Raw genomic sequence first — 19,872 nt, forward strand, 5'->3', positions numbered from 1 at the left:
GCGGTTGTGTTCGGCCCGGGGGCGGGGGGGGGGGGGCTCCGCTGCCTCAACCCCCCCCCCGGGGGGCGCCGCGCGTGCTTGGGGATGTGGGGGTGGGGCGGCGGGGTTCTCGCGCGGCCCCCTTCGTGTATCGGAACTCGGCATCGCGCCAGCGGCGGCGCCCCCGCGAGGGCGGCCTGCCCAGGCTGCCACACGCAACAATGACGAGGTCCAGATGACGGCAAAGCCCCTCTATCGACGTGTCCTGCTGAAAGCGTCGGGCGAAGCGTTGATGGGCGAGCAGCATTTCGGCATCGATGTCTCGGTGGTCGACCGAATCGCGGCCGACATCGCCGAAGCCCGCGCACTTGGCATCGAGGTCGGCGTCGTCATTGGCGGCGGCAATATCTTTCGCGGCGTGGCGGTGGCATCCAAGGGCGGCGACCGCGTCACCGGCGACCACATGGGCATGCTGGCCACCGTCATCAACTCGCTGGCGCTGCGCACCTCGCTGAACAAGATCGGCGTCGATGCCGTCGTGCTGTCGGCCATCGCCATGCCCGAACTTTGCGAGAGTTTTTCCCAGCGCCAGGCCACCGCCTATATGAACCAGGGCAAGGTCGTCATTTTCGCCGGCGGCACCGGCAATCCGTTCTTCACCACCGATTCGGCCGCGGCCTTGCGCGCCGCCGAGATCGGCGCCGACGCGTTGTTCAAGGGCACCCAGGTCGACGGCGTCTATTCGGCCGATCCCAAGAAGGATCCGAATGCGACCCGCTTCGAGCGCATCAGCCATGCCGAAGTCATCAACAAGGGCCTTTCGATCATGGATACCGCCGCAATTGCACTTGCGCGCGAAAATAACATCCCGATAATCGTCTATTCGATCCACGAAAAAGGTGGTTTCGGCGATATTCTGCGGGGCGGTGGCCGTTGCACGATCGTCGCCGACGAGTGACCCGGAGTATACTCTCCTAAAAAGGGGATCAGTTTTCGAAAGCGGGTCCGAATATAGGCCCTAAGCACTGAACCCGGATCAAACGGGTCGAGGAGACTAAGATGAGTGGTGAGTTCGACGACCTCAAGCGGCGCATGGATGGCGCGATCGCCGCCTTCAAGCACGATCTGGCTTCGCTGCGCACCGGCCGTGCCTCCAGCAATCTGCTCGACGCCATCCAGGTCCAGGCCTACGGCACCACCATGCCCATCAACCAGGTGGCGAACGTGTCGGTGCCGGAGCCGCGCATGATTTCGGTTTCGGTCTGGGACAAGTCGATGGTCGGCGCGGTCGATCGTGCCATCAGAGAATCCAATCTGGGCTTCAATCCGATCGTCGACGGCACCAACCTCAGGATTCCGCTGCCCGAGCTCAACGAGCAGCGCCGCAAGGAACTGGTCAAGATCTCGCATGGCTACGCCGAGAACGCCCGCGTTGCGGTGCGCCATGTCCGTCGCGACGGCATGGACTTCTTGAAGAAGGCGGAAAAGGACGGCGACATCAGCGAGGACGATCAGCGGAAGCGCTCCGATCAGGTCCAGAAGCTGACCGACGAGACGATCAGCACCATCGATCACCTGCTTTCCGATAAGGAAGCTGAAATCATGCAGGTTTAGGGTCGGCCCACACCGGCCCGAAAGCGAGACAATGGCAACGCCGGCGCATGTCGCGATCATCATGGATGGAAACGGACGCTGGGCCAAGGCGCGCGGCATGCCGCGGCTTGCCGGCCATCGCGCCGGCGTCGAAGCGCTGCGCAAGACGGTGCGCGCCGCGCCCGGTCTCGGCATTTCCTTCCTGACCGTCTACGCCTTTTCATCGGAAAACTGGTCGCGGCCCAAGGCCGAAGTGAGCGACCTGATGGGGCTTTTGAAGCTGTTCATCCGCCGCGATCTGGCCGAACTGCACCAGAACGGCGTGCGCGTCAGGATCATCGGTGACAGGGCGGGGCTGCAGCCGGACATCAGGGGCCTGCTCGAAGAGGCCGAATCGCTGACTGCGCGCAATGAATCGCTGACCTTGGTCATCGCCTTCAACTATGGCGGGCGCGACGAGATCGTGCGCACGGCACGCAAGCTCGCAGCCGCAGTGGCGCGCGGCGAGATCGACGCAGAGGCGATCACGGCAGACACTTTTGCCGGCGCCCTCGACACCGCAGGCATTCCCGATCCGGAGCTGGTCATCCGCACCAGTGGCGAGCTTCGGCTGTCGAACTTCCTTCTGTGGCAGGCAGCCTACAGCGAACTGGTTTTTCTGCCTTGCTACTGGCCTGACTTCAGCCGCGAACACCTGGCCGACGCATTGCGCGATTTTGCTGGCCGCGAGCGCCGTTTTGGCGGGCTTGCCGCTCAAGATGTCGCTGCCTCGTGATCGGCGGCGGGATGAACAATCTTCAGCTTCGCATCGTCTCGGCGCTGGTGCTGGCCGCAATAGCGCTTGGCCTGACCTGGTTGGGAGCGCTGTGGTTCCGCCTGCTTTGCGCCGGGATATCGGCGGTCATCTTCTATGAATGGGCGCGCATGTCGCGCCCCTTGGCCGGTGCGACCCTCGGCTTCATTCCCGAAGCGCTGCTTCTGGTTTTCGTCGTCGCCCTGGTTGCAGGCGTGCCGGCATCGTGGCTTCTGTCTCTTGTCCTGGCCATGGTTGTGGTCGCTGCTGTCGGCGCCCGTATGCATGGAGCGGCGCAATGGGATGCAGCCGGTCTTGCCTACGCGGCTTTGTCCGGCTTATCGCTGGCGCTGCTGCGCGGCGGCGACCATCCCGGCCTGGTCGCAATCCTGTTTCTGTTCGCCGTGGTCTGGGCGACCGACATCTTCGCCTATTTCGTCGGCCGCTCCGTCGGTGGGCCCAAGCTCGCGCCATCTATATCCCCCGGCAAGACGCAGAGCGGCGCGCTTGGCGGCGCTGTCGGCGGCGTGGCCGCCGGCGTGCTTCTGGCTGCCGCCGCCGGGGCCGGCAATCTTGGCGTCCTCGCCTTGGTTGCGCTGGTGCTGTCGATTGTTGCCCAGGCTGGCGATCTCTTCGAATCCTGGGTCAAGCGCCGCCACGGCCGCAAGGATTCAAGCGCGTTGATACCCGGGCATGGCGGTGTCATGGACAGGGTGGACGGGCTTGTCGCGGCGGCTTTTGCCCTATACGTGATCGGCTGGATTTCGGCGGGCGCCGATCATCCGGCGCAGGGGCTGTTTCCGGCTTGAGTGATATTTCACGGCGAAGAAATGGCGCACGCCACGGATTCGCCTGGATTGATGTCACAGTCGCGGCGACACCTTTTGCCGCGGGTGAATTTGAGGGCATGACTTGAACGAAATTCTTCACGCGTTGTTCAGCACGGAAGGCTTTGTCCTCGGCACGCTGGTGCCGTTTCTGTTCGTGCTGACCGTGGTCGTCTTCATTCACGAAATGGGCCATTACCTGGTCGGCCGCTGGTGCGGCATTGGCGTGAAGGCCTTTTCGATCGGCTTCGGCCCCGAACTTCTCGGCTTCAACGACAGCCACGGCACGCGCTGGAAGCTCTGCGCCATACCGCTCGGCGGTTATGTCAAATTCGTCGGCGACATGAGCGCCACGTCGAGCCAGCCGAGTTCGGAAGATCTGGAAACGCTGACTGACGCTGAACGCAAGGTCGCCTTCCACACGCAACCCATCTGGAAACGCGCCGCCACGGTGGTGGCCGGACCGTTGTTCAACTTCCTTTTGACCATTGCCGTCTTTGCCGTGCTGTTTTCCCTCTATGGCCGCCCTGTGTTTGAGCCGATGGTGGCGGCGGTCACCGCCGGCAGTCCAGCCGCAAGGGCCGGCATTTTGCCAGGCGACCGATTCGTCGCCGTCGACGGCAGCAAGGTTGAGACCTTCGCCGACGTCCAGCGCCTAGTTTCGGGCCGCGGCGGCGACGCCATCACCTTCACCATGTTGCGCGACGGCAAGGAGGTCACGGTCGTCGCGACGCCGGAGCCGATGGAGCAGCTGGACGCACTGGGCAACAAGGTCAAGGTGGCCGTCATCGGCGTCGTCAACAACAAGGATGTCGGCCAGCCCAGGCTGATCACCTACAGCCCTGTCGGAGCAGTCGGCGCCGCGGTCGAGGAGACGGGGCACGTCATTCAGCGCACCGGCCAGTTCCTGCAGCGATTCGTTGTCGGCCGCGAAGACAAATGCCAGCTGGGCGGCCCGATCAAGATCGCCAAGATGTCGGGGCAGGCGGCAAAGCTTGGCTTCCTGTGGCTGGTGCAACTCGTCGCCGGACTGTCGGTCGGGATCGGAATTCTGAACCTTTTGCCGATTCCCCCCCTCGACGGCGGCCACCTCCTGTTCTACGCACTCGAAGCCGTTTTCCGGCGTCCGGTATCGGAGCGGATGATGGAAATGGGATACCGGGCCGGCCTCTTTCTGGTGCTGGGATTTATGGGCTTCGTCTTCTGGAACGATCTGTTTGGGTGCTGAAATCATGAAGAAATTTGGCTTCAGCACCGGCAATGTTGAGACGCCGTTTACCATGCACGGGGGTATGCGTGACGCGAAAGCCACGCATCAGGGTTAAGTAATTACAAATTAACCTGAAGCCTTGCGTGTAGGGAAAATCCGGTTAATACGGTAGGAGAAATTACCGCACGTCCGGTTTTCTCGCCGTGGGGACTTCGAGAAAAGGTACAAAAGCCCGATGAAGGCAGCATCCAAATTTTTGAGCGCCGCGTCCGCGGTGGCTATGTCCGCCGCTCTGGTTGTACCAGGTGCGCTCGCCGTGCAGTTCGTTGCCACATCTGCGGCGCAAGCAGCCGTTGTCTCGAGAGTCGAGGTCAACGGCAACCAGCGCGTAGACGCCGACACCATCCGCAACTACATCACGATCAAGCCGGGCAAGGCGTTTTCCAGCGCCGATATCGACGATGCGGTCAAGGCACTGTTTGGTACCGGGCTGTTCTCGGACGTTCAGATCAATCAGGTCGGTTCGACGCTGGTGGTCAAGGTTGCCGAATATCAGGTCGTGAACCAGGTTCTGTTCCAGGGCAACAAGAAGCTCAAGGACAATGCGCTGGCAATCGCCGTGCAGTTGAAGCCGCGCGGAACGTTCTCGCAGGCAACGCTGGACTCCGATGTCGAGGCGGTGAAAGCTGCCTACAAGCGAATTGGCCGCGACGATGCCGCCGTGACGACGCAGATCATGGACCTCGGCGACAACCGCGTGAACGTGGTCTTCAACATCAACGAAGGCGGCCGCACCAAGATCGCCGCAGTCAATTTCGTCGGCAACAGCGCCTATTCGAGTCGCCGCCTGTCCGACGTCATCGCCACCAAGCGCTCAAGCTTCCTGTCCTTCGTGCTGCGTGACGACGTCTATGACGAGGACAAGCTTCGCGCCGACCAGGAATCGCTTCGCCGCTTCTATTACAATCACGGCTATGCTGACTTCCAGGTGGTCTCTGCTGTCGGCGAGCTCGACGACACGACCAACCAATACACCGTTACCATCACCGTCCAGGAAGGGGACCGCTATACGTTCGGCGACGTCAGCGTCGAGAGCACCATTCCCGAAGTCGACTCGAAGGCGCTGGAATCGGTGGTTCAGACCCACAAGGGCGACGTCTACAACGCCAAGGATGTCGAGGACACCATCATCGCGCTGACCGAGAAGGTGGCGGGTTCTGGTTATGCCTTCGCCCAGGTGACGCCGCGCGGCGACCGTAACTTCGAGAATCACACCATTTCGGTCGTCTACACGATCGACCAGGGCACCAAGGCCTATGTCGAGCGCATCGAAATCCGCGGCAACGACCGCACGCGCGACTATGTCATTCGGCGCGAATTCGATGTCAGCGAAGGCGACGCCTTCAACCAGGTTCTCATTCAGCGCGCGAAGAAGCGGCTGGAAGCGCTGGATTATTTTGAGAAAGTCGACATTTCGACTGTTCCGGGTTCCGAGCCTGACCAGGTCGTGCTTGTGGTCGACGTGGTCGAGAAGTCGACTGGTGAGTTCTCGATCGGCGCCGGTTATTCGACCGGTGGCGAGACTGCCGGTCCGTCCGTCGAGGGATCGGTTGCGGAGCGCAACTTCCTCGGTCGCGGCCAGTACATCAAGGTCTCGGCCGGCGGCGGCAAGAATTCGCGCGACTACAGCCTGTCCTTCACCGAGCCCTATTTCCTCGGGCGCCGTATCGCCGCCGGTTTCGATATCTTCCAGCAGACGCGAAATTATTCGGACTACGACAGCGAGACGCTGGGTGCGACGGTTCGCTTCGGCCTGCCGATCACCGATAATATCTCGACGCAGCTAGCGTACAATATCGCGCAGGAAAAGTATAAATATGATGATGACTGCTTGACCAGCGGCACCTATGATCCCTCGAAATGCGACGTTTCTGCCGCAATTCGAGAGGGTATTGATGAAAGCCCTTGGATCAAATCGTCCGTCAGTCTCGGCTTGGTCTACAACACCATAGACGACATGAAGAGCCCGCATGAAGGCATCTACGCCACCACGACTGTGGAAGTGGCCGGCCTTGGTGGCGATGCCAAATTCGTCAAGGTTACCGGTCGCGGCACCGTCTACCAGACTCTATCAGAACAGTTGGATCTGGTCGGCCTGATCTCCGGCGGTGCTGGCCATATCGCGGGCTATGGCGATAATGGACTGCGTATCTTCGATCAGTTCAAGAGCAGCGACCGCATGATCCGCGGCTTCGAGTATGGTGGCATTGGCCCTGTGGATATTGCAACAGGTGACCACCTCGGCGGCACCACCTATTTCAATGCTTCGGCGGAAGCTCAGTTCCCGATACCGGTCATTCCGGAAAGCTTTGGCGTGCGTGGCGCTGTGTTTGCTGATGCCGCCACACTGTACGGCAGCAAGATTGATACTCCTGGCGTCACTCAGGCCTCGGTTGATATGAAGTTGCGCGCGTCGGTTGGTGTCGGCTTGTTGTGGTCATCGCCCTTCGGCCCGATCCGCATCGACTACGCGATGCCCGTCAAGAAGGAAAAGACCGACGACGTGCAGGAATTCAACTTCGGCATGTCGAGCCGCTTCTGATCTTGCGGTAACGATGCTTCCGGGCCGTTGGGGTCCGGAAGAGAATTGATCCGACCTAGCTGGATATTGCTTCTGGAATGACCGATCCGGTGTTCTTCGCGCCATCACGCCGGTATACGGCTGGCGAAGTCGCGAATCTGACCGGCGCATCGCTTGTCGATTCCGATCTTGCCCACATATCGATCGATGCGTTGGCGCCAGCCAATGAAGGCGGCGAGGGTGCGCTCGTCTTCGTCGACGGCAAGCGCAATTTCGCGCTGATGCAGTCGCTGAAGGCGGCGGCCGTGTTTTGTCCCGCCGAGTTCGCGGGCAAGGCGCCGGCCGGCATCGCGGTTCTGGTTCATCCGCGCCCGCAGCAGGCCTTCGCCATGATCGGCCGGCTGCTGTTCCCGACGGCGGCTACGCCGGGACCGATGACCAGCGAAACCGGGGTCTCGCCGCAAGCTCATGTCGATGCCTCGGCGCATATCGAGGCCGGGGCGATCATCGAGGCCGGAGCGGTCATCGGCCCCCGCGCTTCCATCGGCAGCGGAACGGTCATTGCCCCCCACGCCGTTATCGGCCCCTCCTGCCAGATCGGCCGTGACGGCTACATTGGGCCGGGTGTCAGTGTTCAGTATGCGCTGATCGGCAACCGCGTCATCATTCATGGCGGCGCCAGGATAGGCCAGGACGGCTTCGGCTTTGTCGGCGGCGCCAAAGGCCCTGAGCGTGTGCCGCAGGTCGGCCGCGTCATCATCCAGGACGATGTCGAAATCGGCTCGAACACGACCGTCGATCGCGGCGCCATGTCGGATACGGTCATCGGTCAGGGGACCAAGATCGACAATCTGGTGCAGATCGCCCATAACGTTCGCATCGGCCGCAATTGCATTATTGCCGGGCTCTCTGGTATTTCCGGCTCCGTCACCGTCGGCGACGGTGTCACCATGGGGGGCGGCGTTGGCCTTGCCGATCATTTGACCATCGGATCAGGGGCCAAGCTTGCTGCAAGAAGCGGGTTCATGAGCAACGTGCCGGCGGGCGAGATCTGGGGAGGCTATCCGGCGCAGCCGATGGCGGAAGCCATGCGCGAGATCGCCATGCTGAGGAAGCTCGCCAGGACGCGCAAGCAGGGCGAAGGGGGAAGTAGCTGAGATGGTGCCGGCGACGCTCGAAGCTGTCGATATACTGGGGTTGATGAAGCTTTTGCCGCATCGCTATCCCTTCCTGATGATCGACCGCATCATCGATATCGACGGCAATGATTCTGCCGTCGGCATCAAGAACGTGACCATCAATGAGCCGCATTTCCAGGGCCATTTCCCGGACCAGCCGGTGATGCCGGGCGTGCTCATCGTCGAGGCCATGGCGCAGACCGCCGGGGCGATCTGCATCCGTAACCTCAACACGGAAAAGCCGTCGCTGGTCTATTTCCTGACCATCGATAATGCGAAATTCCGCAAACCGGTCGTCCCGGGCGACCAGTTGAAAATCCACGTCAAGAAAATCAAGATGCGCGGCAACCTGCTCAAATTCGCCTGCGAGGCCATGGTGGAGGGCACAAAGGCCGCCGAAGCCGAGATCTCGGCAATGATGGTTACCGGCTGACGGTTCGAAATGCTCATGAAAATACAGACTTCAATCCACCCCTCGGCCGTCATCGAGGCCGGCGCGCAGATCGGCGAAGGCGCGGCAATAGGACCTTTCTGCTATGTCGGCGCTGACGCCGTCATCGGTGACCGCGTCGAACTGGTCAGCCATGTCTCGGTGCTGGGCGCGACAACCATTGGCGCCGCGACCAAGGTCTATCCAATGGCGACACTGGGGGGACCGCCGCAGAACACCAAGCACAAGGGCGGCCGCACCACTTTGGTCATCGGCCAGAACTGCACGATCCGCGAAGGCGTGACCATGCATCTCGGCACCGATTCCAGCCGCGGCGAGACGACCGTCGGCGACAACGGCAATTTCCTTGCCTATGCCCACATTGCCCATGATTGCGTCGTCGGTAAAAACGCCACCTTCGCCAATGGCGCGACCCTGGGCGGCCATTGCGAGGTCGGTGACAGCGTCTATATTGGCGGCCTCAGCGCCGTTCATCAGTTCGTGCGTGTTGGTGACAACGCCTTTCTCGGCGGCTGCTCGGCTTTTGTCGGCGATGTCATTCCCTACGCCATTGCGGTGGGCAATCGCGCCAGCCTGCGTGGACTCAACATCATCGGCCTGAAGCGCGCCGGGTTGCCGCGCGCCGAAATCTACCTGCTGCGCAAGGCTTACAAGACCATCTTCGACCGCTCCCGCACTGTCGGCGAGAACATCGAATTCGCCAAGGCCGAGTTTGCGTCGTCGCCGACGGCCATGAAAATCATCGATTTCATCACCAGTCGCGGCAAGCGGCATTTTGCCGTCCCGTCGCTTAAGGGTGGCGACGGCGACGATGCCGATGACGAAGGCTGAGGCCACTTCAACGGCCCTCGATCTTGCGCCGGACGCCAGGGTCGGCATCATTGCCGGCGGCGGTAGCTTGCCGGTCGAAGTTGCCGCCGGCCTGGCGGAGGCCGGACATCCGCCCGTCATCATCCTGGTCGAAGGTCAGGCCGACCGTCAGTCCGACCTCACAATCTATGAGCATGAAAGCCTTGCGCTGGAAGACATCGGCTCGCTGGTTGCGTTGCTGAGGCGCCGGCGGATCACCCATCTTGTGCTTGCCGGCGAGATCAGGCGCAGGCCGCGGTTGGTCGACATGCGTCCGAACCTTGGGCTACTGGCACTTATACCCTCGCTCGCCATGGCGCTTGCCCGCGGCGATGACGGGCTGTTGAAGATATTGACCCGCGGCCTGGAGGCACGGGGCGTCAAGGTTGTCGGTGCGCATGAAGTCGTGCCCCGGCTCGTCGCGGCCGAAGGGCCGCTGACCAAAGCAGTGCCGCGAAAGTCCGACTGGCGCGATATCGAGGCGGCACACGCGGCGGCAAAGGCCATCGGCGCGCTCGACATTGGTCAGGCGGCAATTGCCATCGGTGGCCGCACTGTTGCCCTGGAAGGCGTCGAGGGCACCCACGGACTGCTCGAGCGGACGCAGCAGTTGCGCGGCCATGGCAGGCTGGCCGGCAAGACGCGCGGTGTCCTGGTCAAATGCGCCAAACCTGGCCAGGAATTGCGTGCCGATCTGCCATCTATTGGCCCCCAGACCGTCGAGGCGGCGCATGCCGCGGGGCTCGCCGGCATTGCCGTCGAAGCCCGCCGTTCGCTCATCCTCGAAGGCCCCGCCGTTCTCGCGCGCGCCAATGCGCTCGGCCTGTTCGTGTTCGGCCTGCCGGCTGCGGAGTCTGTCCATGGCAGCTGAGAAGCCGCTGAAGATTGCCATCGTCGCCGGCGAAGAATCCGGCGACCTGCTCGGCGCCGACATCGTGCAGGCGCTGAAGCGCATGACCGGGCGCGAGGTGCAACTCGTCGGCACTGGCGGGCGGCATCTGCAGGCGCTCGGACTGGCGCCGCTGTTCGACGGCGCCGAGATCGCGCTGATGGGGCTCAGCGCCATCCTGCGTGACTTGCCGCGCCTGATGCGGCGGATCAGCCAGACGGCAAGTGCTGTCGCCGCCGAAAAACCCGACTGTCTGATCACCATCGACAGCCCCGATTTCTCGCTGCGCGTCGCCAAAAAGATCCGCGCCGCCGATCCGTCGATCCCGATCGTCCATTATGTCTGCCCGAGCGTCTGGGCGTGGCGGCCGGGTAGGGCGGCCGCGATGAAGCCCTATGTCGACCACATACTGTGCATCCTGCCTTTCGAGGTGAAGGAGCTCAGCCGTCTCGGCGGCCCGCCCGGCACTTACGTCGGACATCGCCTCACGCATGATCCAGGCGTGCAGGGCGCGGCCAGGGCGCAAGCCCAGCCACGCGATCTCTCGGCCGATCACGTCAAGACGCTGCTCGTCCTGCCAGGGTCGCGGCGCGGCGAGGTGAGCCGGCTTATCGGTCCGTTCGGCGAGACGGTGTCGGCGCTGCGCGCGCGTGGCCACAGGCTGCGGCTGTTGCTGCCGACGGTGCCGCATGTCGCCGAACTGGTCAAAACATCGGTGGCGCGCTGGGATCAGGAGCCGGAAGTCATCCTCGATCCCGAGCGCAAGTGGCAGGCCTTCGGCAAGGCCGATGCGGCGCTGATCGCGTCTGGAACGGTGTCACTGGAACTGGCGATGTCGGGTGTCCCGATGATCTCTTGCTACAAGTTCGATCCGATCATGCTGATGGCGCAGAGCCTGATCACGGTGTGGAGCGCTGCTTTGCCCAACCTTATTGCCGACCGGCCGGTCGTGCCGGAAAGCTACAACCAGTATGTGCGGCCGCACTATCTGGCGCGGCAGCTCGAGGCACTGTTCTCAGACACCGCCTACCGCGCTTGGCAAAAGGACGGCTTTGGCGAGGTTGCCAGACGCATGGCCACCGACAGGCCCTCCGGCGACATCGCCGCCGATGTCGTTCTTCGCCACATCGGGAGAGCGAATAGGGCTTAGCGAGTGAATAGTGAATAGTGAATAATGAATAGTGAATAGGATTAACGAGCTCTCGACTATAATCAAGCTGCTACTTACTACCTGCTATTACTACCTGCTATTCACTACTTACCATTCACCATTCACTCTCTTTCACCTTTTCGCAATCGGCACGTAGTCGCGTTCCGGGGCGCCGGTATAGAGCTGGCGCGGGCGGCCGATCTTCTGGTGCGGGTCCTCGATCATTTCCTTCCACTGCGCGATCCAGCCGACGGTGCGCGCGACCGCGAACAGTACGGTGAACATGGTGGTGGGGAAGCCCAGCGCCTTCAGCGTGATGCCGGAATAGAAATCGACGTTCGGATAGAGCTTCTTCTCGATGAAGTAGGAATCGGTCAGCGCGATCTTTTCCAGCTCCATGGCGATGTCGAGCAGCGGATCGTCCTTGATGCCGAGTTCGCCCAGCACCTCATGCGCCGTCTTCTGCATGATTTTCGCGCGAGGATCGTAGTTCTTGTAGACGCGATGGCCGAAGCCCATTAGCCGGAACGGATCGTTCTTGTCCTTGGCGCGGGCGATGAATTCCGGGATGTGGTCGACATGGCCGATCTCGCCCAGCATGTTGAGCGCCGCTTCGTTGGCGCCGCCATGCGCCGGGCCCCACAGGCAGGCGATGCCGGCGGCAATGCAGGCGAACGGATTGGCGCCCGACGAGCCGGCAAGGCGCACCGTCGAGGTCGAGGCGTTTTGTTCGTGGTCGGCATGCAGGATGAAGATGCGCTCCATGGCGCGCGCCAGCACCGGATTGATCTTGTATTCCTCGCACGGCACCGCAAAGCACATATGCAGGAAGTTGGCGGCGAAGTTCAGCTCGTTCTTCGGGTAAATGAAGGGCTGGCCGATATGGTATTTGTAGGCCATGGCTGCAATCGTCGGCATCTTGGCAATCAGCCGCATCGAGGCGACCATGCGCTGATACGGGTCCGAAATGTCGGTGGAGTCGTGATAGAAGGCCGACAGCGCGCCGACCACGCCGCACATCACAGCCATCGGATGCGCGTCGCGGCGGAAGCCGGTGAAGAAGCGCGACATCTGCTCGTGCACCATGGTGTGGCGCGTCACCCGGTAGTCGAAATCGTCCTTCTGTGCCTTGGTCGGCAGTTCGCCGTAGAGCAGGAGGTAGCAGACTTCGAGGAAGTCGCCATGCTCGGCCAGCTGGTCGATGGGATAGCCGCGGTGAAGCAGGATGCCGGCATCGCCGTCGATGAAGGTTATCGCCGACTCGCAGCTCGCCGTCGAAGTGAAGCCGGGATCGTAGGTGAAGGCGCCGGTGGTGTTGTAGAGCGCACCGATGTCGATGACGTCGGGCCCGACCGAGCCGCTCCGCACCTTGAATTCATGCGTCTTGCCGGCCAGTTCGAGCCTGGCAGTCGACGGGTGCGTCGTCTTGCTGCCGGTTTCCAGTCTCGTCGCAGCTTCGCTCATTCTCAAACTCCTTCATCTTCCTCATGCCGGCAAGGCAATTCCTGCAAACGACACGTCGAAATCACCGGAATGCGCGAACTCGCCACCGCATTTAGGAAGTGCGTGCCAGATTGGGCCAAGGCCTAATGTTGCACTGCGAAACCCGCCTTTCAATGCCAATCTTTTTGGGCCAGCTCGCTCCTAATCGATTTGATCCGCAATCCGCGCCAGGCTTTCCTCGCGGCCAAGCACGGCAAGCACGTCGAACACGCCGGGCGAGGTGCTGCGGCCGGTAAGGGCCGCCCGGAGCGGTTGGGCCACGGCGCCGAGCTTGTGGCCGCCGGCCGCTGCGAACTTGCGCACCGCGGCTTCAGCCGCGGCAGCCGACCAATCGCCCGAAACAGTCTGCAAAGCGGCATGTGCGCCGCGCAGGATCGCGCGCGCGTCGGCACTGAGCAGTGCTGCCGCCTTCTCGTCGATCGGCAGCGGCCGCTCGACGAACAGGAAGGCAGCGCCATCGGCCAGTTCCACCAGCGTCTTGGCGCGCTCTTTCAGGCCAGGCAAGGCGGCCAGCAGCTGCGCCTTCCTGGCGTCGTCGAGACGGGCGGCGATAGCAGATCCGCCTTCGAGGTATGGCAGAGTGGCGACGAAAATGTCGAACAGCTCGGTATCGGCCATCTTGCGCATATGCGCGCCGTTGATTGACTCGAGCTTGGCGAAGTCGAAGCGCGCCGCACCCTTGTTGACATCGCCGATGTCGAACCACGAAATCATGTCCTTGATCGACATGATCTCGTCGTCGCCATGGCTCCAGCCGAGCCTTGCCAGATAGTTGAGCAGTGCCTCGGGCAGATAGCCCATGGCGCGATAAGCCTCGACACCGAGTGCGCCGTGCCGCTTCGACAGCTTGGCGCCGTCGGCGCCGTGGATCAGCGGGATATGCGACATCGACGGGACGTCCCAGCCCATGGCGTTGTAGATCACCGTCTGGCGCGCGGCGTTGGTCAGATGGTCGTCGCCGCGGATGATGTGGGTGACGCCCATGTCATGGTCGTCGACGACGACGGCATGCATGTAGGTCGGATTGCCGTCCGAGCGCAGGATGATGAAATCGTCGAGGTCCTTGTTGGGGAAGCGCACCTCGCCCTGCACACGGTCGTGCACCACGGTTTCGCCCTCGGTCGGCGCCTTGATGCGGATGGCGCCCTTGACGCCGGGAGGCGCCTCCGAGGGGGCACGATCTCGCCACTGGCCGTTGTAGCGCGGCGGCAGGCCCTTGGCGCGTGCGGCCTCGCGCATCGCCTCGAGCTCGGCAGGCGTCTCGTAGCTGTAATAGGCCTTGCCCAGGCGCACCAGCTCCTCGGCCACCTCACGGTGGCGCGGCGCGCGCTCGAACTGCGATATGGCCTCACCGTCCCAGGAAAGGCCGAGCCAGGTCAGCCCATCCAGAATGGCCTGTGTCGCCGCCTCGTTGAAGCGTTCGCGGTCGGTGTCCTCGATGCGCAGCACCATCGTGCCGCCGGTGTGCTTGGCGTACAGCCAGTTGAACAGCGCCGTGCGCGCGCCGCCGATATGCAGATAGCCGGTGGGCGAGGGGGCAAAACGGGTGACGACCGTGTCGGACATGGAACTCTCGGAACCTTGGAAAGCGGAGCGTGATCGCGCGGACTTTCGCGCTTTGCGCGTTCATGTAGCATAGGGGGTCTGGGGCGCAAGGGGCAGACCCGATGGCTGGACGTGGCCGGGGCACGTCGGCAATTATCGGTTGCGTCAACTGGCGCTGGAGCCTTGTAGCACAAAATCTGTTCGCACCCTCCGCGCAACCTCGTTTGGCAGCAGCGTCAATGTCTGGGTTTCATTCGGCTGCAGCGCCCGTCACAGTGCCTGGAACATCGCTGCGACGGTGGTAGCCCCCTCTGACGAGCGGACATTTCTTCACGGATGCGGCACTGCCCGACACAACGCCGCCGTGACAGCGTTGGCTTGGTCACGCATATTGACCTTTCTGCAATCATTATCGTGAACACCGCAACTGTGTGCAGGCCGGTCTCGCCACGAAGGAGGCATGATTGAAAGAAGGACTACCGATGACCGAAAACGCCGACCATACGGAGGGTGATCCGTTCTACCATGGTACCCGGGCGGATTTGAAACCCGGGGATCTGCTGAGCGTCGGCCACCCTTCCAATTTCAGAGGTAAACCACTGTCATGGATCTATTTCACCCAGACACTGGAAGCCGCCATCTGGGGAGCAGAGCTTGCAACGGGTGACGGTCGTCAAAGGATTTACATCGTAAAGCCGACGGGGTTTTTTATGGATGACCCTAACCTGACCGACAAAAAATTTCCCGGTAATCCGACGAAATCCTACCGCTCCCGTGATCCGTTGCTCATCCTGGGTGAACTCGGTGAATGGCAGGGTCATACACCGGAACAATTGAAGGCAATGCACGATGGGCTTGCTCGCCTGAGAGCGGAGGGCCAGGATATGATTGAGGATTGAGCGTCCTTGCCAGGTGATGGTCGATTCCGGCGCGGTGGACGTGATCACGCGGACTTTCGCGCTTTGCGCGTTCATGTAGCATAGGGGTCTGGGGCGCAAGGGGCAGACCCGATGGCTGGACGTGGCCGGGGCACGAAGGAAGGCGAAGGCGCCGAGGCAAGCGTCAGCGAACGCTCGCTGTTTGCCGATAGTCCCTATGCCGAGCCGCTGCCCCTCGCGCTGCCTGAGCCGCATCCCGGCGTCGCGCCTGCGCTGCCCGGTCACGCGTTGCCGGCGCAAGTCACAGCGCCCGGATCTATCGCCCGTCTGCGCAGACGGCTTCGCCGTCCGTCATGGCCCGCGCTCCGCCGCAGCCTTGCCGTGGCCGCCAACACGGAGCTCGACCGGGGCGTCGCCTTCCTGCTGGTGCCGGTTTTCCTGGCGGCCGGCGTCATCATTTATTTCTCGCTGGCCGGCGAGCCCGGCTTTGCGCAGCCAATCGCCATTGTGGTGCTGGCGACATGTTGCGCCCTCGCCACGCGATCGCGGCCGAGGACGCATCTGTTCTGCATGGCCGCGATGCTGTGCGCGCTCGGCGTCGTCGCCGCCAAAGTCGAGACTTGGCGCGCCGGAACGCAGATGCTCGGCTCCGAGATTCAGACACGGCTGACCGGCCGCGTCGTCAGTCTCGAACAGATGGAAAGCGGCCGCATCAGGCTGACGCTCGATGTGGTTTCGACCGCTTACCCCGAGCTGCGCTACGCCCCGGAGCGGGTCAGGCTCTCGGCGCGGACCGTTCCCGCCGATATGACCGCCGGCTCCCTGATCACCGGCTATGCCAGGCTGTTGCCGCCGACCGGTCCGGTGCGGCCGGAGAGCTACGATTTCTCCTTCGACAGCTATTTCACCGGTATCGGCGGCAGCGGCTTCTTTCTCGGCAATCCGAAAACCATTGCTACGCAGGGACCGCCGCCGCTGACCGCGCGGCTCTCCTCGGCAATCGAGAACGCGCGCGAAAACATTGCCGACCATATCAGGGGCAAAATCGGCGGCGCCGAAGGCGAGATTGCCGCGGCGTTGATTGTCGGGGTGCGCGCCGGCATCCCGGACGAGGTCAACGAAGCGATGCGGCGCACCGGCATCTACCACATCATCTCCATCTCCGGCCTGCACATGGCGCTGGTTGCCGGCACCATCATGGCGTTGCTGCGTGGCGCCTTTGCGCTGTTTCCCGATTTCTCTTCGCGCCGCCCAGTCAAGAAATATGCAGCAGTGGCAGCACTCGTCTCCATCGCCGCCTATCTCGTCATTTCAGGCGTCGTGGTTGCCGCCGAGCGCAGCTTCATCATGCTGGCGGTCATGCTTGTCGCCGTGCTGTTTGATCGCGCCGCACTCACCATGCGCAATCTGGCGATCTCCGCCATTGCCGTCATCCTGGTGTCGCCGCACGAGGTGGTCGGTCCCAGCTTCCAGATGTCGTTTGCTGCCACCGCCGCCCTTGTCGGCGCCTATGCCGGCTGGGCCGATTACCGCGCCGACAAGGTGAGAACGCCGCCGGCAAAGCGCTCCTTCGTCGGCTTCCTGTCGCGAAAATTCGCGCTGGCCATGGGCGGCCTCGCCATGACCTCGATCATCGCCGGCAGTGCAACCTTGCTGTTCGCCATCTGGCATTTTGAGCGTGTGTCGCCGCTCAGCCTGATCGCCAATCTGGCCGTGATGCCGATTGTTTCGTTGATCGTCATGCCTTTTGCCGTGCTCAGCGCACTGGCGATGCCGTTCGGCGCCGACGGGCCGTTCCTCTATGTGATGGGCAAGGGTCTGATGGCGATGATCGCTATATCGGCCTGGATTTCCGAGCGCTCGCCGGTCGACGCCGTCGGGCTGATCTCCATCCGCTCGGTGCTGTTGGTGGCGGTCGCCCTCGTCATCGCCACCATGGCCACCACCTGGCTCAGGTTGGCGGCCGTGCCTTTCGCGCTGGCCGGCCTGTTGACGGTGCCGCAGGTGCTTACGCCCGACGTGCTCATATCCGAGGATGCGCATCTGGTGGCCATGCCGATCGGTGGCGGCGAACTCGCCCTCAACCGCGAACGCTCCAACGAATTCACCACGGACAATTGGAAACGGGCGCTGCGGGCCGAAACCATTATCCCACCTGAGATTTTCGAGTCAACAGATACGCGGTTCGATCTCGATCCGCTCGATCTGCCGCCCGGCTCGCCCTTCTATTGCACCGGCGATCTCTGTATCGCCCGGCACCCTTCCGGAGCCATTGTAGCGCTTGCGAAAGACCGCAAGACGGCGCGGCCGGCCTGTGCCTTCGCGAGCCTGATCGTCATCGATGACGCCACCGCCTACAATCCGTGCCGCGACCCGCTGGTGCTGGTCGTGACGAAGAAACAGCTGGCCCGCGACGGCAGCGCCGCCGTCTTCTTCGATCCGCAATCGGCAGCTGCAGCGCCAACCATCCGCTTCGCCGTCGACAAGCCGTATCGCCCCTGGCACGAGCAACGCCGCTTCTCCCGCGAAGCGCGCGGCCTGCCGCCTTACAACCAGCGTGAAAAGTACAAACCCAAGCCGGCTCAGTAGCGCCGGATCAATCCGACAAGCTTGCCCTGCACCTTCACCCTGTCCGGTCCAAAAATGCGGGTCTCGTAGGCCGGGTTGGCGGCTTCCAGGGCGATCGAGGCGCCCTTGCGGCGGAAGCGTTTCAGGGTCGCTTCCTCATCGTCGACCAACGCCACCACGATCTCGCCGGGGCTGGCTGTGTCGGCATTGCGGATGATGACCGTGTCGCCATCGAAAATGCCGGCCTCGATCATCGAATCGCCCTTGACCTCGAGCGCGTAGTGTTCACCGCCCATGATCATGTCGGGCGGCACCGAGATCGAATGGGTCTGATGCTGGATGGCGTCGATCGGCACACCGGCAGCAATGCGTCCCATCACCGGGATCGACACCGCCGAAACGGCGTCGTCATTGCCGGCCGACATCGAACGCGACGGCGAGCCCGGCTTGATCTGGCGACCGATACCGCCTTGGCCCATCGCGCCTTGTCCTTGGCCGCCTTGCCCTTGGCCGGTTTGACCAAGACTGCCCTGAATGACGCTCGGCGAAAACTTCCTCGCCGCATTGAGGCCTGGTGCGATCGAGTCGGGCAGCCGCAGCACTTCCAGCGCGCGCGCCCGGTTCGGCAGCCGGCGAATGAAACCGCGCTCCTCAAGCGCCGTGATCAGGCGGTGGATGCCGGACTTGGAGGCGAGGTCAAGCGCTTCCTTCATCTCATCGAAGGACGGCGGGATTCCGCTCTCCTTCAGGCGTTCATGGATGAACATCAGAAGCTCATGTTGTTTGCGCGTCAGCATCGCGGCCCCCAGGGGTTCTGAAACCAGAATCAGAAAAAACAAACCCAGAACAAACACTATCTGTTCCAGTTGTGTTCCGCAACCTTTTAAAGTTTAATGAATGTGTTGACGTTTTGTTCAGCGTGACGTTCGGCACCGCGAGCGGCGCTCGTAGTCGTTGGCCGGCAACGGGGTGAAACGAAGACAAAGTGCCCTGCGTCGTCGGCTACGATCGCCGCTTCCTTTTCGGACGGGGCTGCGCAGCATCCGCGCCGGGTTCACTCTGGGCATAGACCTGCAGCGTGTAGCCGATGTGAGCGGTCATCAGAGTTTTCGCACGTTCGACGTCGCGATCGAGGGCCGCTTCCATCAGGGCGGTATGGTGTTCGATCGCCACGGCGTCGCGCAGGGCCGCCACGGCCTTCCGGTGGCCATCCGTGCGGCCGGCGGCGGCGCGCAGCGTCGGGGCCAGACCCAGAAAGCGGTGATGGCGATGCAATTGGTCGGAAATCGTCGCATTGAAGCGCAGCAGCCAGCTGGATGTCGCGGCACTGAGCAGCGCCGCATGGAAGGCATCGTGTTTTTCGTACCACGCGTCGACCGCATCATCCGATGGATCGTCGAGAACAGACCCGCACCGTGAGAGACGATAGTGGGCGGCAACGACCGCGTCTTCCCACTCACGATCGCCCTCCTCGATCGATTCCACCAGCAGGGGCAGTTCGACCACCAGCCGCGCACGCGCCAAATCCTCGAGCTCCGCCCGAGAGACGGGAGCGACCGCAAACCCGCGGTTGCTGATGGCGGTCACAAGCCGTTCCGCCTCCAGCCGCGACAGCGCCTCGCGCAACGGCGTCCAGCCGATGCCGTAGGTGTTGCGCAGCGTGCTCAGCTTCAACGGCGCGGCAGGCGCCAGCCGGGTCGCAAGAATATCGCGCCTGAGCAGGCGATAGGCCGCTTCCGTCTTCGAGGTCTGCTCGTCATCCAGCATCGTGATCCATCAGACATAAACGCTCGGCGGATCATTATATATCAAAGCCTTTCAATGGGTGAATTATATATAATGTTTGACAGTTCAAGGGCGACCACTCAAGATCGCCGG

Annotated in this window: 17 protein-coding genes; 13 read left to right on the forward strand and 4 right to left on the reverse strand. The window is 62.6% G+C overall.

Going from position 1 to position 19,872, the window contains the following annotated elements; all coding sequences use genetic code 11:
* Nucleotides 1-214: 214 nt before the first annotated feature.
* The 11 genes from pyrH to lpxB all read left to right on the forward strand — a co-directional run bounded on the left by pyrH (nucleotide 215) and on the right by lpxB (nucleotide 11,500).
* On the forward strand, nucleotides 215-937 hold the full coding sequence (pyrH, locus tag NKI32_RS24355; protein ID WP_023671026.1) for a UMP kinase: 723 nt from the start codon (nucleotides 215-217) through the stop codon (nucleotides 935-937).
* Between the two features lie 101 nt (nucleotides 938-1,038).
* Entirely contained in the window at nucleotides 1,039-1,593 is a 555-nt protein-coding gene (gene frr / locus NKI32_RS24360) for a ribosome recycling factor (RefSeq protein ID WP_023671027.1), read from the forward strand.
* Between the two features lie 31 nt (nucleotides 1,594-1,624).
* Nucleotides 1,625-2,347: an isoprenyl transferase gene (locus NKI32_RS24365; RefSeq protein WP_023748403.1), complete on the forward strand. Its 723-nt coding sequence runs from the start codon at nucleotides 1,625-1,627 to the stop codon at nucleotides 2,345-2,347.
* 11 nt (nucleotides 2,348-2,358) lie between these two features.
* Entirely contained in the window at nucleotides 2,359-3,174 is an 816-nt protein-coding gene (locus tag NKI32_RS24370) for a phosphatidate cytidylyltransferase (RefSeq protein WP_352513709.1), read from the forward strand.
* 103 nt (nucleotides 3,175-3,277) lie between these two features.
* Nucleotides 3,278-4,420 (forward strand): RIP metalloprotease RseP, encoded by a 1,143-nt coding sequence (gene rseP / locus NKI32_RS24375; RefSeq protein WP_352513708.1) that lies wholly within the window; start codon nucleotides 3,278-3,280, stop codon nucleotides 4,418-4,420.
* 217 nt (nucleotides 4,421-4,637) lie between these two features.
* The gene (gene bamA, locus NKI32_RS24380) at nucleotides 4,638-7,004 is read left to right on the forward strand and encodes an outer membrane protein assembly factor BamA (protein ID WP_023693445.1); all 2,367 of its coding nucleotides are present in this window, start codon (nucleotides 4,638-4,640) and stop codon (nucleotides 7,002-7,004) included.
* 77 nt (nucleotides 7,005-7,081) lie between these two features.
* Entirely contained in the window at nucleotides 7,082-8,140 is a 1,059-nt protein-coding gene (lpxD, locus tag NKI32_RS24385; RefSeq protein WP_023688576.1) for a UDP-3-O-(3-hydroxymyristoyl)glucosamine N-acyltransferase, read from the forward strand.
* Nucleotide 8,141: 1 nt separating this feature from the next.
* Entirely contained in the window at nucleotides 8,142-8,594 is a 453-nt protein-coding gene (gene fabZ, locus NKI32_RS24390) for a 3-hydroxyacyl-ACP dehydratase FabZ (protein WP_353003946.1), read from the forward strand.
* Nucleotides 8,595-8,609: 15 nt separating this feature from the next.
* Nucleotides 8,610-9,443: an acyl-ACP--UDP-N-acetylglucosamine O-acyltransferase gene (lpxA, locus tag NKI32_RS24395; RefSeq protein WP_023706235.1), complete on the forward strand. Its 834-nt coding sequence runs from the start codon at nucleotides 8,610-8,612 to the stop codon at nucleotides 9,441-9,443.
* Entirely contained in the window at nucleotides 9,430-10,332 is a 903-nt protein-coding gene (locus NKI32_RS24400) for an LpxI family protein (protein ID WP_353003948.1), read from the forward strand. Before lpxA ends, NKI32_RS24400 begins: the two co-directional genes overlap by 14 nt.
* Entirely contained in the window at nucleotides 10,322-11,500 is a 1,179-nt protein-coding gene (gene lpxB / locus NKI32_RS24405) for a lipid-A-disaccharide synthase (RefSeq protein ID WP_353003950.1), read from the forward strand. Before NKI32_RS24400 ends, lpxB begins: the two co-directional genes overlap by 11 nt.
* A 132-nt stretch (nucleotides 11,501-11,632) precedes the next feature.
* Here lpxB and gltA read toward each other — a convergent pair whose 3' ends face one another.
* On the reverse strand, nucleotides 11,633-12,964 hold the full coding sequence (gltA, locus tag NKI32_RS24410; protein ID WP_353003953.1) for a citrate synthase: 1,332 nt from the start codon (nucleotides 12,962-12,964) through the stop codon (nucleotides 11,633-11,635).
* Between the two features lie 180 nt (nucleotides 12,965-13,144).
* A complete protein-coding gene (gltX, locus tag NKI32_RS24415; protein WP_023706238.1) occupies nucleotides 13,145-14,569 on the reverse strand; it encodes a glutamate--tRNA ligase in 1,425 nt (474 codons plus the stop codon).
* Nucleotides 14,570-15,030: 461 nt separating this feature from the next.
* On the opposite strand from gltX, the gene arr reads away from it, so the two are divergent.
* Together arr and NKI32_RS24425 are read left to right on the forward strand one after the other, a co-directional pair.
* Nucleotides 15,031-15,447, forward strand: coding sequence for an NAD(+)--rifampin ADP-ribosyltransferase (gene arr / locus NKI32_RS24420; protein ID WP_023688571.1), 417 nt, complete (start codon nucleotides 15,031-15,033; stop codon nucleotides 15,445-15,447).
* Between the two features lie 111 nt (nucleotides 15,448-15,558).
* Complete coding sequence (locus NKI32_RS24425) at nucleotides 15,559-18,015, forward strand: ComEC/Rec2 family competence protein (protein ID WP_353003955.1); 2,457 nt, start codon at nucleotides 15,559-15,561, stop codon at nucleotides 18,013-18,015.
* Here the strand turns inward: NKI32_RS24425 and lexA are convergent.
* On the reverse strand, nucleotides 18,009-18,791 hold the full coding sequence (gene lexA / locus NKI32_RS24430; RefSeq protein ID WP_023693449.1) for a transcriptional repressor LexA: 783 nt from the start codon (nucleotides 18,789-18,791) through the stop codon (nucleotides 18,009-18,011). The genes NKI32_RS24425 and lexA overlap by 7 nt on opposite strands.
* Nucleotides 18,792-18,996: 205 nt before the next feature.
* Nucleotides 18,997-19,761: a GntR family transcriptional regulator gene (locus NKI32_RS24435; RefSeq protein ID WP_023688568.1), complete on the reverse strand. Its 765-nt coding sequence runs from the start codon at nucleotides 19,759-19,761 to the stop codon at nucleotides 18,997-18,999.
* Nucleotides 19,762-19,872 lie beyond the last annotated feature (111 nt).

The sequence above is a fragment of the Mesorhizobium sp. M0761 genome (genome assembly GCF_040320205.1).
Lineage (GTDB): Bacteria > Pseudomonadota > Alphaproteobacteria > Rhizobiales > Rhizobiaceae > Mesorhizobium.